This window comes from Bradyrhizobium sp. (genome assembly GCF_049519115.1).
Taxonomy (GTDB): domain Bacteria; phylum Pseudomonadota; class Alphaproteobacteria; order Rhizobiales; family Xanthobacteraceae; genus Bradyrhizobium.
In genome coordinates, this window is record NZ_JBEKRB010000094.1 from 1 (window position 1) to 13,824 (window position 13,824).

12 protein-coding genes are annotated in these 13,824 nt (G+C 55.1%); 9 read left to right on the forward strand and 3 right to left on the reverse strand.

Translation table 11 applies throughout. The annotated features are described in order from the left end of the window. Both ABSE61_RS33825 and ABSE61_RS33830 read left to right on the forward strand, forming a co-directional pair. Nucleotides 1-182 (forward strand): hypothetical protein (locus tag ABSE61_RS33825; RefSeq protein WP_423875527.1); only part of this gene is annotated, 182 nt, incomplete at its 5' end. A gap of 828 nt (nt 183-1,010) precedes the next feature. Then, nucleotides 1,011-1,751: a hypothetical protein gene (locus ABSE61_RS33830; protein ID WP_423875528.1), complete on the forward strand. Its 741-nt coding sequence runs from the start codon at nt 1,011-1,013 to the stop codon at nt 1,749-1,751. Nucleotides 1,752-2,093: 342 nt separating this feature from the next. Here the strand turns inward: ABSE61_RS33830 and ABSE61_RS33835 are convergent, their stop codons facing one another. Further along, nucleotides 2,094-2,957 carry a hypothetical protein gene (locus tag ABSE61_RS33835; protein ID WP_423875529.1) on the reverse strand — a complete coding sequence of 288 codons (864 nt, stop codon included), beginning with the start codon at nt 2,955-2,957 and terminating at the stop codon, nt 2,094-2,096. Nucleotides 2,958-4,850: 1,893 nt separating this feature from the next. On the opposite strand from ABSE61_RS33835, the gene ABSE61_RS33840 reads away from it, so the two are divergent. Next, nucleotides 4,851-5,690, forward strand: a complete 840-nt coding sequence (locus ABSE61_RS33840) for a class I SAM-dependent methyltransferase (protein WP_423875530.1) — start codon at nt 4,851-4,853, stop codon at nt 5,688-5,690. A 269-nt stretch (nt 5,691-5,959) separates the two neighbouring features. On the opposite strand, the gene ABSE61_RS33845 is transcribed toward ABSE61_RS33840, so the two are convergent. Then, nucleotides 5,960-6,781 carry a CpsD/CapB family tyrosine-protein kinase gene (locus ABSE61_RS33845; protein WP_423875531.1) on the reverse strand — a complete coding sequence of 274 codons (822 nt, stop codon included), beginning with the start codon at nt 6,779-6,781 and terminating at the stop codon, nt 5,960-5,962. Between the two features lie 22 nt (nt 6,782-6,803). Next, nucleotides 6,804-8,099 carry a GumC family protein gene (locus ABSE61_RS33850; RefSeq protein ID WP_423875532.1) on the reverse strand — a complete coding sequence of 432 codons (1,296 nt, stop codon included), beginning with the start codon at nt 8,097-8,099 and terminating at the stop codon, nt 6,804-6,806. A gap of 171 nt (nt 8,100-8,270) precedes the next feature. Between ABSE61_RS33850 and ABSE61_RS33855 the strand changes: the two genes are divergently transcribed. The 6 genes from ABSE61_RS33855 (at nt 8,271) to ABSE61_RS33880 (ending at nt 13,005) form a co-directional block, all read left to right on the forward strand. Further along, on the forward strand, nt 8,271-9,116 hold the full coding sequence (locus ABSE61_RS33855) for an ExeA family protein (protein ID WP_423875533.1): 846 nt from the start codon (nt 8,271-8,273) through the stop codon (nt 9,114-9,116). 145 nt (nt 9,117-9,261) lie between these two features. Further along, nucleotides 9,262-9,855, forward strand: coding sequence for a polysaccharide biosynthesis/export family protein (locus ABSE61_RS33860; protein WP_423875534.1), 594 nt, complete (start codon nt 9,262-9,264; stop codon nt 9,853-9,855). 211 nt (nt 9,856-10,066) lie between these two features. Continuing rightward, complete coding sequence (locus tag ABSE61_RS33865; protein WP_423875535.1) at nt 10,067-11,125, forward strand: hypothetical protein; 1,059 nt, start codon at nt 10,067-10,069, stop codon at nt 11,123-11,125. A 389-nt stretch (nt 11,126-11,514) separates the two neighbouring features. Further along, on the forward strand, nt 11,515-11,949 hold the full coding sequence (locus ABSE61_RS33870) for a hypothetical protein (RefSeq protein ID WP_423875536.1): 435 nt from the start codon (nt 11,515-11,517) through the stop codon (nt 11,947-11,949). A gap of 279 nt (nt 11,950-12,228) precedes the next feature. Beyond that, the gene (locus tag ABSE61_RS33875; protein WP_423875537.1) at nt 12,229-12,420 is read left to right on the forward strand and encodes a hypothetical protein; all 192 of its coding nucleotides are present in this window, start codon (nt 12,229-12,231) and stop codon (nt 12,418-12,420) included. 141 nt (nt 12,421-12,561) lie between these two features. Beyond that, complete coding sequence (locus tag ABSE61_RS33880; RefSeq protein WP_423875538.1) at nt 12,562-13,005, forward strand: GtrA family protein; 444 nt, start codon at nt 12,562-12,564, stop codon at nt 13,003-13,005. Nucleotides 13,006-13,824: the final 819 nt, after the last annotated feature.

Genomic DNA, 13,824 nt, shown 5'->3' on the forward strand with positions numbered 1-13,824 from the left:
CTAGAGGCGCAAGCGCTGGGGTTCAAATATTGCGAGCAGCGCGCAGCCCGGCGCTGCAGGCAGAGATCTGTGCGGAATCCGAACAAGCAAAAAATACATTCTTTGACATTCGCGCAAATCTTGCACGCATTGCCCTTGTCGATCCTGACAACGGCGCGGCAGCCTTGTTCGTAGACGGCTAATATTAAGTCGTGGCCGATTTCACTAGGGTCGTCCCTGCTCGTGGCGAAAATGAACCGAACAAAGTTCGCGCGAACTTCTCAAATTAGCCCGTCTCCTCCGGCGATGTCCACTGTCCCGCGAAGATTAAGGAATTGGTGCGAAATGGCGACCGGTCAGGGCGTTAATCGTTGTCCAGCGGCGGGTTTTAAAGCTTTCACAGTCGACCACGAAGAAACGCCAAGCGCTTGAGCGGGATCGATTTTATGGGCCCGCCAGCATCTTGCAAGCTTTTGTGAGTTGAAGTCAGCGAAAGCTTGCAATCTCGCTGGAGTCGTGATTCCGTCCTCGCATGGGAAGGGATAGGGGGGACCGGCAAAACGACGAGATTGGACAGACCGATCTTCGCTCGCGCTGGACGCGATCATCGGTATGAGCCCTCGTTGGGAAGCTGGTGCGGACGATCATTGGTCATCTCTACAGCAGACGTTAGGCACGGTCTGTGGGGACAAGCCCGGCCGGCGACCTTTGCGCGACTGATCGCGAGGCTCGCCATCCTCAAGCATACATACGACCCCCCGGTGAGATGTTGCGCGTGTCAATGGGCGCGCAGGGAATTAGGGCTCGATGAGGGGGACAATTTGCGCGCGCTGATTGATAAACCGTCGAATTGGGCAGCTCTACTGCCCTGCGGCCAGAAAAGACCTCGATGCACGTCGCCATGCAACTGCTTAGAGTGGCATCACTTCAGCTTGCACCTCAGCGGCCATTACTTCGGGTGTCGAGAAGGCTGGGTCGTATTAGGCACTCAAAAATAGGCAAAAAAGCTCTATGCTTGATAGAATCTCAAAATGACAAAGCTTCCCGTGTTGCTGCTCACAGCTACGATCACACCGCCGCAGGGCGTTCCCGTCTTGGCCCGCACATGTCCAGCTCAGCGCTTGAGGGATTACAAGCGTGCGTTGGAGTTCTATCGTGATCTTCTTGGAGCGACGTTTAGCGGCATCGTATTCTGTGAGAACTCCAAATCCGACTTGGCAGGACTCAAGACGCCGATGAACGACTTTGGCAGGGTTGAATTTATATCATTTGATGGGCTCGATCACCCCGTTTCTTATGGGCGCGGCTACGGCGACTACAAGCTCGTGGACTATGCCATGGAGCACTCCAATCTGCTCCGGCAGGCAGATGTCATTTGGAAATGTACGGGTCGCTATATCGTAACGAATATCGACCAGCTCGTACGAACACGGCCGAATGTCGATGTCTACGTGCACTTGCGCAACTATCCTTATAGGCTCTGTGACCTGTATATGATGTCGTTTACTCCCAGCGGCTACGAGCGTCTCATCAAGGGCGCTTACAAGCACCTCAGGAACGACGTAGTTCCTGGCGAACACACGGACGAGGAAATGTCGTTCCGTAGGCTAGTGGATGGCTGGCCGAAGAGAGGTGTTCGTCGTCGTTTCAAGCACACCCCCATAATCGATGCCGTTCGGGGCTGGGATAACTCCGTTTATAGCAACGCATGGTCACCGAAAACTCTTATAAGACGCACGGCGAACTTTTGCGTCCCATGGGTATGGGTCTAGAAGGACCCACTCTGGCAAATGCTTCGGCCTTGGTGGGAATGGTAGCTTTGATGGGAATGGTGGCTGAAGGATAGCTGCCGGCAGCACGAGAGATGCAATGCTCGGCCGATGGCTGCACTGCCATCGATTGCTTAGCAATTGGGTTCGCAGCCGCACACGGTGTTTGAGTAATGATCTCAGGCCAACGCCGACGGAGCTGCTAAAGCTTGGAGATCTCGTTCGTAGACTGAGGTCCGAGCGGACGATCATCGCGAGCATCCGCAGCCGGTTTTGCGGCTAAAGCGGAAAAAACAATTGCTCGCCGCGCGTATATCGCCGTTCGAGCTGAAGCTGACTCTGCCACTAGCGCTCAAAAGGTTCGCCTCGACGAAGAGCCTGCCACGCACGCGCGACGCGCTCCGTGGGGAACCAAGCTGTTAGACGAGTCGCAGCGGGATTGTCGGATGGTGGTGGGAGGCCATCCTGAATAAGTTCGGCAACCACTCCAGAGCGCTCCTCAAGCTGCGCCAGTGGTGCAAAAGATGCCGCGTGGCCGCCCGAGCCGACACGCAAAGACAGCACCGCGTCGAAAAAAATTGCGGCCATTTCCTGTGACCGACCGATCGCATGTCCGACCTTCGGCTCCTCGACCAAAGCCCACAGAGCGCCTGCTCTGCGATTTAGTGCGAATAGGCCAGCGATGATGCTCTTGCGCGATCCCAGGTCTTCCTCACCGGTAAATAAAAGCCCTGGGACACGTCGCGCAGCCGCAGGCAAAAGAGCCGAGAAATAAATGCCGCCCTTGTTGACGACGAATGCAACGACGCGTTCAGGTTTCCAAGCCGTGAACTCGTAGTTGAATTCGCCACCCGCTGACATTCCCCACAATAGAAGTGGTGCACTCCCCAACTCCGGATGACCAGAGCGAGTTGAAAAAGCTATCAGCGCGTCGATCAGGGCCTGTCCGCTACCTTGTGAGGCGTTTGCATAATTCTCAATAAACGACTCCTCGTGCGGTTTGTCTGTAAAGTGACAACCGATCAACGCGATCTCATTTCGGCTGGCGAAGGCTCGCCAGAATCTGTCGTCGACATCGGGACGTCCGTCCGCATTCGCACCGGGCACAAGAACAACGACCGCGCGGACAAACTTGGCCTTGTCCGGGTACCATAACCTGAATTCGGCCTTTTCGTAGTTGGTGCCGGGAGCAGCCGCCTCGTCGAGCACATGTCCAGGGGACACTTGCGCACAGGCAACGCAGCCAAGAGACAAGAGCGAGAGCAGAAATAGACAGCCCCTTGGGACGAGCCAGGATAGCTGAGTCCTCGTGTAGGGAACATTTCCGCTATAGGGCAATCTCACGCCGGCCCAACGGAAACGCCTGCTCCACTGCACCCGCGCCGCTGTCATACCATCGATTGTCGCGATAAAATTCCGCCGTCGCACTTGCCAATCCCCTACGCCTGCTTGGCGAAGCGTATCCCAGACTTGATCCCGTGGGAAAACTTGATTACCCGGATAGCTCGCGTTCGTTTGACCGGATGAAGCCACAATCGCACCAAACCGAGTGGCGGGATGTGCGACTGGAGTCGGGTTTGCGGCTGCCGCCTCAACCGGTCGACAGCGGACGTCACTGCAGCAAGTTCCTGATCAGCGCGATCAGCAGCATGCGGTAAAGCGGAGAACAGTTTGCTCGCCACGAGTATTTCGCCGTTTACCCACTTTCCCGGTGCGAAAGGCTTGAACGTCCATAGGTCCCAAGATAGGCAAGAGACCTCAGGGAGTAACGAGCCTGATGCCAAGCCTTGGGGCGTGGGTTACAGCGGCTTTGTACGTTTGGGGCGCTCAGAGCTGCCGAGCAACGGCAATTCGTCTGAAGATCGGATTGCTTGAGACTCGCGTCTGGACTGCGATTGCGGTTCTGCTCGCGGTCATTGGCGTCTCAGACATGCTTCAACTGGAGCCCGCCATTACCAATTTCGGGCGATCAATCGCGTTCGACGAAGGTTGGTATTGGCACCGTAGGGGCATACAAATCGCTCTCACCGAGATTGGCGCCGCCACAACTGTCGTATTCTGTCTTGGGCTTTTGTTTTCCGCGCGGTGCACATCACTCGAGTGCGCGATTGCGTTGGCATGCGCAGCGATGATTGTAGGTTACATATTTGTCCGCGCCGTTTCGCTACATCAGATTGATGCGCTTTTGCTGAGGACCACGTTTGGATTTCGCTGGAATAGAATTCCCGAACTTGCGGGAAGTGTCATCATCTTGCTTTCGAGTCTGTCCAGGCGCTCAAAGGCGGTGCCGACCAACCGCCGCTGAGACGAGTCTCTAGCGGCGCCAAATTGTAATATTGCGCAAGGTTGGCTCTGCCTGCTACTCGTGCCGCGTCGCTGGGACCTATGAGGGGTCACACACGACGATTTGGAGGCTGCAAGGGTGGTCTAAGCGTAGATTGCCTGGTGACTCACAAATGCCCGCGGGCGTCCTAAATTGAGCTAAAGGAATCATCGAGCTAGCGTGCGCGGACGTTGGCAGTGATGTTCGTAACCAGCGGCATTGTCGCTCGCCTTGACCTCGTCTTGATTATTGGGCGGCCCCTTTGTGCTCAGGGTAAAGCTACCAAGCTCTGAGACGCCACTACCCCGGCCAACAGCCCTGCTCCATGTCAGCGGTGAGCGCCCTCGCCTCATGTCGAAACAATGAACGCAAGCGCCGTCAGCGCGACGGCGAAAGCGAGAATTGAAGAATTGAAACGACGACTATAGTGTGGAGATAGCAAGTCCCTAGCCAGCTCTCCCATCCGGCAAACAGCGCCCGCCTGAATGCGGTCGGCAGATTGGAAATTCGAGAGCGAAAAGAAACACTCGACAAATGCGGGGACGCGCTGCCCCGCTCCGGGGAAGTTGGAGCGGGGCGTGGGTGCGTACAAATAGACCGGGCAAATTGATTAACGCATACGCGCGTGAACGAGCCGTGACGCCCAGATAGCAAGACAAGAGATTTATCGGTCATTTCACCCCCATTTCATCAACACTCATCAGGAATGAAAATATAATAAAAAATATAATGCGTTTGGCGCCCTCGTTTCATGGGAGGAAGCGATGCTCGGAATCCCAATGCGCTATTTGCTGAGGCATCCGTTAACCGGGATTGCCGACTTGGCTGCCGATCCGGTTGAAATCTGGACTGGCATTCGCGAGTCCTATGCGGAGCGGCTCACAGAGCGCAAACCTCAATGCCCCTATGAGCCAGACTTGAACTGGGAGCAGCGACTTCATGAAGCCCTCGATGTTCGGTGGCCTTGTGATGATGCTCCAGAATTTTTGGGGCTGTGGCAACAGGTAATGAGTGAGCTGGAAGCAAAGGGAATACGAGCTGGTCCCGAAAGTTTTCAGTGGTGGAACGATGGCGACGCCGCATTTGTCCGAGCCATCTGGTGTCTAGTGCTTCACTTGAGACCAAATAGAGTTATCGAGACGGGCGTAGCTCACGGCGTCACCTCGCGCTTCATTCTTGAGGCATTGAAGAGGAACGGAGACGGTCACCTTTGGAGCATTGATCTTCCGCCGCTCGAAAGGTACTGGCGTCAGCAGGTCGGAATTGCTGTAGGCGGTGGCCACTCAGATCGATGGACGTACATCAAGGGTTCTAGTCGGCGTCATCTTGCCCGACTGCTTCGCGACCTCGGCCATGTTGACCTGTTTATTCACGATAGCCTCCACAGTGAGCGCAACGTTCGATTTGAGTTGGATCGAGCCTGGCCAACATTAGGACCGAAAAGCGCAGTTGTCGTTGACGACATCGATGCTAATTGGGCCTTTCGGTTGTTCGGTCAGACCATTCCCGATCAAGTCTCCTTCATTTGCGAGGCTGAACCGCTGCGGCCTGATCTGAGACGTTTCAATGAGAAAGGGTTATTTGGAATAATCCTGAAGGAGCACAAGGCAAAGGTATAACCCGCTCGTCGAAGCAAATCCCTTCTCTCGTTCCATCCGCCGCGCTGCGTACCCGGCGAGCCAGCCAACCGGCATCAACGGCCAGAGCAGGAAGTCGCTACTAAAAAGCTGTGACTTCGAGCACTAGGCGGATTTGCTTGCCAAGGAGATGACCCCGACGCAATAGCGGTATCGGCGCGTCGCAACCCGATACACAAACTCAAGGGCTAACCATCTGGCGTTGGTCATTCGCATCAATCCGAATTTGGCTGCGTGCAAACCCCAGTCCATCATTTGTAGCCATAGCCGTAGTAATGGCTTTCCGTTTTCTCGGAAACCTTATTGACCACGACGCGAACGATTGGGGTCGATTTGAGATGTTTATAACATTCCTTGATGTCGGGAACCGTGGAGGTCCCGATGCCGGTAATCAACAAAATCGAATCAATCTGACGCAGGATCGATATGACGTCGTCGCCGACTAGAACAGGCGGCATATCCAGGATGATGACGTGGGACCGGAACTCCCGCTTAAGGGTCTGCAACGTTGTCGCCATCGCCTGCGACGCCATCCACTCCGCCGCACCAGCTTTACAGACCTGCCCTGGTAGAACCAGCGCCTGATATTGGGCAACCGATGCTCGAACGATCGCGTTCAAGACACTGGTGCGCCCTTCCAGCACGCTCAATATGCCGGATTGGGCGCTGATACCGAGATATTCAGCGACTTTCGGTTTGTGAAGATCGAGGTCGACCAACAGAACTGAGCGCTCGGCCAGGCGCGCAATACTCATCGCCAAATTGCAAGCAGTCACTGATTTTCCACAGCCGGACGTCGGAGAAGTCACCGCCAAAATTTGCCAGCCATTATCATCCATGACCTGCAGCACTTGGGTTCGCAGCATGTCGAAGGTCCGACCGCTCTCGTGGAACGGGTTGTAGGCGAGAATTCTGGTCGACTCGAGATGCGCGGGGCTCAGCTTGACTTCTCGGAAGTCCGTATCCTCGTGCACGATCGACGACTGAAACGGAGCAAACGGATCGGACGAATTGCCCTGTGAGGTCGACTGTTTAGCTCGCGATCGTTCGAGTGCTTGGCGAATAGGATCCAATTGGGCTCTCCCAGAGACAAACTCAGCGAAACAGTCCGACGCGTGCTTTGGCAATGATCAAGTCGAGCTGCGTCACCATAAAATATGCGACAACCAACGCCACGAGAACTGCGAGCACCGCGGCGACTATCAAAAGCTTCTTGCGACGCTGGATTCGACGCTTTTCGATCTCGGTGACGATATAGGGGACCTGGACCACCAGGGCGCTATCAACGATCCCGTAAATGTCCGCGGTTCGCCTGATCGTCGTGTCGAAAAACTCCAAAAGAACGGTCAAACCTCCTCCGGCCGCAAATGCAAGTAGAAAGCTCATCGCCAGGAGTTTCGGGCGATTGGGCTTGATCGGCTCCTGCGGGACCGCGGGCTGCTCAAGCACCTCGAGCTTCTCGGATTGTTGATTCTTTTCAAGCGCTTCGCCAAGCTGGGCAGCTGAGTATTTTGCCGTCGCCGCTTCGAGACTTTTTTGAATAGCGTCTTGCTGGGCCTGCAGAGAAGCGAGGTCGTCACTGCTCGAAGAGGCAGGTCGGGCCATCTTTTCTGCAGCGTCGATCTGACGCTTCAAAGCCTTCATAATCGGATGTTTTTCCGAATAGATTGCGCTCTTCTGCAGATAGTCGGCCCTCAATTGCGTGAGCGGATCGGTTGTGCCAGTCGAGCTCGGTGCGAGCTGGCCCCCTTTGGCCTGCGCGATTTTGGCATCGATGGCAGCTTGAAGCCTCTCGACTTCGCGGCCCAGGAACTTGGTGGTATCGCTGGCGCGGTTGGTGCGATCTTTAATGTCTTCGTGGAGGATTCGGGTCACGAGCTCGTTTGCCACGCGCGCTGCGACGGCAGGATCAGAATCTTCGAAGCCAACCGTAAACACGATGGTGGGATTGTCACTTCGCCGCGCAAAGGACAGTTGGTTGTTGATGGCGGCGATCGTGGTTTTTTTCTTCATCAGCTCGACAAGCTGCGTCACCGACATCAAGTTTCGTTTTTCAGGGAACAACTGGAACTTGTCGATGATGGCGATCATGTTGTCGCGCGTCATCAACTTTTGCTCGATGACCTGGATACGCTCTTGCGCCGCGCTGGTCACGGTTGGGTGCACCAACTCGGTCGGAATGAGCTGGGACTGGACGAGGATCTTGCCTTCAGACGAGTAAGTCGGGGGCCAAATAAATGCCAAGGCCGAGCCAATCAGAGCGACAGCAACAAAGGGGATGGCGAAATAATATTTGCGGCGCTTGAGGAGTTCCCAATAATAGGCGGGGCGCAGCAGGTTTCCCCGGCCCTCTTCCTGCACGTCCTCGTCCAGGTTAACCTTCTGTAGCATGCGCGCCTAAGTCCTGGTCGGAGGTGAGGAATTCACGTGCAATTGCTGTACCATTTTTGTATGGACAACTGAACGGCTTTGGTCGCGAAATATTTTAAGTGATTGCGGTGATTTATTGGGGCATGGCATCCTTTAGGCCAACGGGGTCGAGCGTTAGATCAGGGGCCATCGATGTATGAGGCGTTCTACGGGCTTCGTGAGAAGCCCTTTACGATTTTGCCCGACCCCGAGCTGATCTACTGGGGAAGCATGCACCGCATGGCCTTCACCATGCTGGAGTTCGGCGTCACCAACAACGCAGGTTTTACCGTCATCACCGGGGCGATAGGGTCGGGCAAGACCACGCTTCTTCGCTATCTGCTGAAGAAACTGAGCTCCAATGTGACGATGGGCTTGATTTCGAACTCGCCGCAGGGCCGCCATGAGCTGTTGCAGTGGATCTTGATGTCCTTTAGTCAGCCCTTTGAGGGCGACTACCCTACCCTTTTCAAACGCTTACAGGATTTCCTTTACCGTCAGCACGCGAGCCGGCGCCGAACGATCCTGATTATCGATGAGGCCCAAAACCTTGGATCGGATTCGTTGGAACACCTGCGAATGCTGTCCAATATCAACGTCGACAAACATCAAATCCTACAGCTCATCATCGTGGGCCAACCCGAGCTAAGAGACCTCCTTCTGTCCCCGCAGCTGCATCAGTTGGCGCAGCGCATTTCGTCGGATTTCCATTTGCAACCGCTGAATGAAAGCGAAGTGGCAAATTACATCCTGTTCCGCCTCAAGGCCGCAGGCGCTACCAGGGTCATGTTTACGCTCGATGCAGCGGCGAGAATCGCTGAGGCGAGCGGAGGCGTTCCGCGGATGATCAATATCCTTTGCGATACCGCACTGGTTTATGGTTTCGCCAATGGGCACCAAACAATTACGGCGGATCTGGTCGCCGATGTTATTGCAGATAAGCAACAGTACAGCATTTTGCCGCTTCAGAAGCCGTCCAAAATCGCTAAGTATTTGTAAATTATCATTTTTTCATTTATCCTCCATCTCCGGATCCGGTCAATGTGTCGTTCGTAGCCTTGCGGCGGTCAAGCGAGGTGTCCATAGTCGGCCTCGAATCCGCCTGATGCGAGGCTGCACGGGGGCCGTCCCTGGAGCATAGAAAATGCGCCATCTGATTGCGTTGGTATTGTTTATCGCTGGAGTGTCGGTGGCCCTGGCGCAAAGTGAAACGCCTTCCGTCATCACCCTGAAGCCGGGCGATACGCTCAACATCTCGGTCCTCCAGGATCCAAAGCTTGACCGTTCAGTCATTGTCGATCCGAACGGGCAGATTGGCTTTCCCTTGGCGGGCCACATCTTGGCGAGCGGACTGACGCCTCAACAGCTCGAGAAGATCTTGAAAGCTCGGCTGAGGCATAACTACACCGACGGCCTCGACATCACCGTTGCGCTTGCGGCAAAGGACATCCCTGAGGACGATCTGAAGCCGAAGATCTTCATCACCGGCGAGGTCCAGAGGCCTGGCCCCTACCCGATCCGACAAGCATTTACGGTTGTGCAGGCGATCTCAATTGCCGGTGGGCTTGGACCGTTTGCGGCAAAGAAGCGGATACAGGTCCATCGCGGTCAAGGTGGCGAGGAAACGATTTTCAATTTCGACTATAAGGCCTATGAAGCGGGTCAAAATCTTGATGCAAATATCCAACTTCATGCCGGCGATGTGATCATCGTTCCGGAGCGTGGCTTGCTGGAATAGCGATTTGAGGGTGCGGGGCTGGGGCGTGAGACACGTTAGCCGAGCAGTCGTGGCTTGCCTGGGCCTTTTGCCCGCGCCTGCGCTCGCCTATGACTGGTCGCTCAGCACGACCGAAACCCAGACCTTTGAGACGAACGACAATCAGTGGATGCGCAATCCATCGCCCGGGTGGTCGCTCGGATCCTACACAACGATAACCGCGAATGGCGTTGTGCTGACGCCGACGTCGCGGCTCACCTTCGATGGCAATGTCGGGTACAAGAACTATTGGGGATCGGGAACGGAGGGGATTGCCCAAACCGAGTCCGATACGGAGGCCGTCCATGCCCATTATGTCACCTGGGACAAGAACCCCGACAATCAATATTTTCTTGATGGCAGCTTTCGCAATTCGAGCACTGTGGTGGCGGTGCTGGGCGATTTGGGCCTTCTGACAAACGTGCGCGGCGACCTCGAGCGAACCATGCTGAGCGGCGGCCTCCAACGCAGCCTATCGGCGCTGGATACGATCTCGTTTTCGGCAAGCTCTGCGCTGACGACGTATCAACCATCAAGCGGCGGAACAGAATTTACGGATTCAAACGCGACGGCGACCTGGCGCCACAAGGTCGATCCGCTCACAACCATATCGGTAAATTCACAACTGGAATGGCTCGCATTTGACTCGGTTCCGAGCGCGGATCTGTTGCTGCTTCGGAACACAGCCGGATTTGAAACGAAATTTTCTCCAGTTTTCAGCTATGGCGGCAACGCCGGCGTGGTCTATTCCAATGCGCAAATCGGTGCCTCGCCGATCGTGACGAGTACAGGACAGTTACCGCCATTTACCTCAGGTTCGACCGCGGGATTTATCGGGGACGCCCACGCGATTTACAAGCTGACGAAGGGAACCACGCTCAATCTTTTAGCCAGTCAAACGCTCGCGCCTGCCATCACCGGTGCACTGACGAAACGAAGCACGCTGCATGCTGGTGTCACGCAGACGATCGACTCGCGGTCGAGCATTACCGCCGCCGCTGATATCTCGCGGCAGACCTCATCTGGGATCACGAACGATTTTCTGTCAGGCACTCTTTCCTACGCTTACCAATTGGCGCGAGATTGGAACGCCACGTTCACCTACCGCTATTTGTATCGGACCGCATCGAGCGGTGGTGCTTTGCTGGATCCCATTGCAGGTCTTCCGGTCTCGAGTTCAGCACCCGCAGCTGCAAACAGTCTGATGGTGACCATCTCGACGACACAAGTCGTCAAACCGCTTGATCAGTAACTCGCAGACTCATCGGAAGCGTTTTAAAAATTTAATGAGCGAGGTCGCCTGGAAAAAAGTTGCTGTCTCCCATCAGGCCGCCATAACTAGCGCCAGGCAGGCAGACTATCTCGAACGTGCATCGATACGAGTTCGGCAAGCAGTTGCCTGCACAAGAACTGCGGTGTCCTGATTGCGTCTGCCTGCGCGCTTTCAGCAAACTTCCAGTGACCGGACTCGCACAGTACCGTTCGTGTTTTTCAGTGTCGTAATTGCAATATGGGGACGCAGTTCGTGGTAGTTGCCACGTCATTTAATCCGGGAAGGTTCGAGCGAACACCTTCAATCCTTTGGTCTTGTTGCGCAGGAGTTCAATACCATCTCTAAATAGTATTAGTTCGGAGGTCGTCATGTGGCGTACGCTCATTTTTGGAACACTATTTGCTGCCGTGCTTATCAACCCATTGTGGGCTCAAAGCAAAAATGGCCAGACCCCATCAGGTCCGACCTATCCTGGCGGAACGGAAATTACCTACCAATGGAAGTATTCCTGCCCCAGTGTCGGGGCGTGCTCGTTCACTTGCGGAACGGGCGGCGCAAGTCACGTAACGAAGCTGAGCATTGACCTGGGGGCCATGCCAGTCGGCACTGACAAGAAAAATGCTACCTTGTCCTATGAGTTCATTACGCGAGAGGGTCGGCGAGGAAGCGGTTTTAGCATTAACACCGGGATAAGCACGCTCCAGTGCCAGGTTGATGGATTGACGATAGATTATTCTGGTCCACCGCGAGAAGGCGGACGCACAACGGATACGACCGGCAGCGTCTCGCAAGGCGAAAAGTGATCAACGTTCATCGATAGCTCCCTGGAGGGCTCCCTTAGCGCTGATGACCCAAGCCGATAGCGAGCTTGAGAGCCCTCTGCCTAAAGGGATTCTTTGGAACGTTCATCAGCTTCGCGACCGTGTTTTCGCTTTTGAATGCTGTCTGAGCAACTTGACGTCCGCTCCGGTGAGGGCTTACGGGCGGTTTTCTTTTTGGCTCTGGCCAATTCATTCTCCTAGAATCGGAGAGGCTGGATAGCATCCGAAGGCGATAGTTTTCAAAGCGTCGTTGGGGCACACATGAACGTCACCTACATCCGGCATTCCGCGGCGAATGCCATCGCCAAAGCAAATGAGTTCAAAAATATTCCCGGCGTCAGCATCAGCATTGCAGATCCGGTCGATCAGTCTGGATACCGAGTGAGTTCGACGATTTGCTGGTCTGCTGGCCGCAGTAGCAAACGTGGAGGCATGGCGGGAGCCGCGCCGTAGCGACGCTGCTGCGTAAAATGCTGCAATCGCAGGAACACGTAATCACGGACGCCTACTTGACGGCGGGAACGGGAGCTGCTGCAATGCAGTTATTGCGCTGCACAATTGGCATTCTTCGCAACGACACAGATAGCTGCTTTTATGAATCTGATTTTGCGCAAAATCGCAAACGCTTGGTATCAACGCACGTTGTTGGCCAAACTGTTCAGCTTTGCGTCGATAGGTCTTATAAACGTTGCCGTCGACGTCAGCATTTTCACTATCGCTTTTCGATTTCTCGGCCTTCTAATTGTCTCCAATATCATCTCTTGGCTAGTCGCCGTCACCGGCTCCTATGTCATGAACACCAAAATCACGTTCGGCCGAGAGACAGGTGGTGCACTCAGCATTGGGCGCTATCTGCGATTTGTCGCTTCGGGAATTGCTGGCGTGACAGTGACAACGAGTGTGTTGGTCCTGGTAGCGCCCTACACCAACATCCCGATTGCCAAGCTCGCCTCGATCATCGCCGGATTTGGCGTAAATTTTTGCATGTCGCACTTTATAGTTTTTCGAAGTCTCCAAATCGATGCCGCTAAGACTTAAACTGTCGTGCTCATCGCGCACTGGCACACCGACACCAAGATGGCGCGTGCAGCAGATCAGAATTGTCGTTCGGCTTGTGATATTTGAACCCCCTCATCGGCTTCCAGTTTTATTGCAGGCCGAATGGCTAGCGACGCGCTAGTCTGCAAAAAAGCCCCGCCTGCATCGGTGGATTCGAGCGGGTCTAATTCGACAGGGGCCTACTGGGGACTAATCGCCCCTGCACCGTGAATGGTAGAGCGTACCGATCAGGCGGCAACCATCTGGCAATTGCCCTATCTCTTAACTTCACGCAGCGGGCGCTTACCGCCAGAAGTCTTTAAAGCGCGTCGCCGACACACAAGGATGGCGCCGAGCGTCGCCTCGATTCGCCTCGGTGTTTTGGACTCCGATCTCTGCATGGAGGATGAAGCCGCGGCCTTCTAGATAGCGGCGGTCATTTTGTGGTGCGGCCCGATGACGCGTGACGGTGTTTTGCTCGCTTTTGTAGTGGCGTGGCCATCGCCCTGCTGGTCGCGACGATTCCTGATTGCCCTTGTCTGAACAAAGAGGCCGCCAGCGGAGCGATGGGCCCTCACCTCAGCTAGCGCCACGTGATTAGACGCGATTCCCACGTTTTGGAACATGGCGGTGGCGCGGGGAATTAGCTGTCGGAAGGAGGGTTCTTATTTTTGAAAGCGGCGGAAGGTCGTCGTGTGGCCTTACCGGTTTGGCAAATAGGGCTCGACTTCGAGGCGAATCATCGCAAATGAGTGGGCTGCTATGCCGGACTGGCTGCTCTACGCAATCCTGATCCTGGGCTTTCCCTTCGGTGTCCTC

Bases quoted from the DNA above. Each gene is read 5' to 3' on its own strand.
- ABSE61_RS33870 (WP_423875536.1), top strand. From the start codon at position 11,515: ATGTGGCGTACGCTCATTTTTGGAACACTATTTGCTGCCGTGCTTATC.
- ABSE61_RS33850 (WP_423875532.1), bottom strand. From the start codon at position 8,099: ATGCTACAGAAGGTTAACCTGGACGAGGACGTGCAGGAAGAGGGCCGG.
- ABSE61_RS33860 (WP_423875534.1), top strand. From the start codon at position 9,262: ATGCGCCATCTGATTGCGTTGGTATTGTTTATCGCTGGAGTGTCGGTG.
- ABSE61_RS33880 (WP_423875538.1), top strand. From the start codon at position 12,562: ATGAATCTGATTTTGCGCAAAATCGCAAACGCTTGGTATCAACGCACG.
- ABSE61_RS33830 (WP_423875528.1), top strand. From the start codon at position 1,011: ATGACAAAGCTTCCCGTGTTGCTGCTCACAGCTACGATCACACCGCCG.
- ABSE61_RS33840 (WP_423875530.1), top strand. From the start codon at position 4,851: ATGCGCTATTTGCTGAGGCATCCGTTAACCGGGATTGCCGACTTGGCT.
- ABSE61_RS33875 (WP_423875537.1), top strand. From the start codon at position 12,229: ATGAACGTCACCTACATCCGGCATTCCGCGGCGAATGCCATCGCCAAA.
- ABSE61_RS33855 (WP_423875533.1), top strand. From the start codon at position 8,271: ATGTATGAGGCGTTCTACGGGCTTCGTGAGAAGCCCTTTACGATTTTG.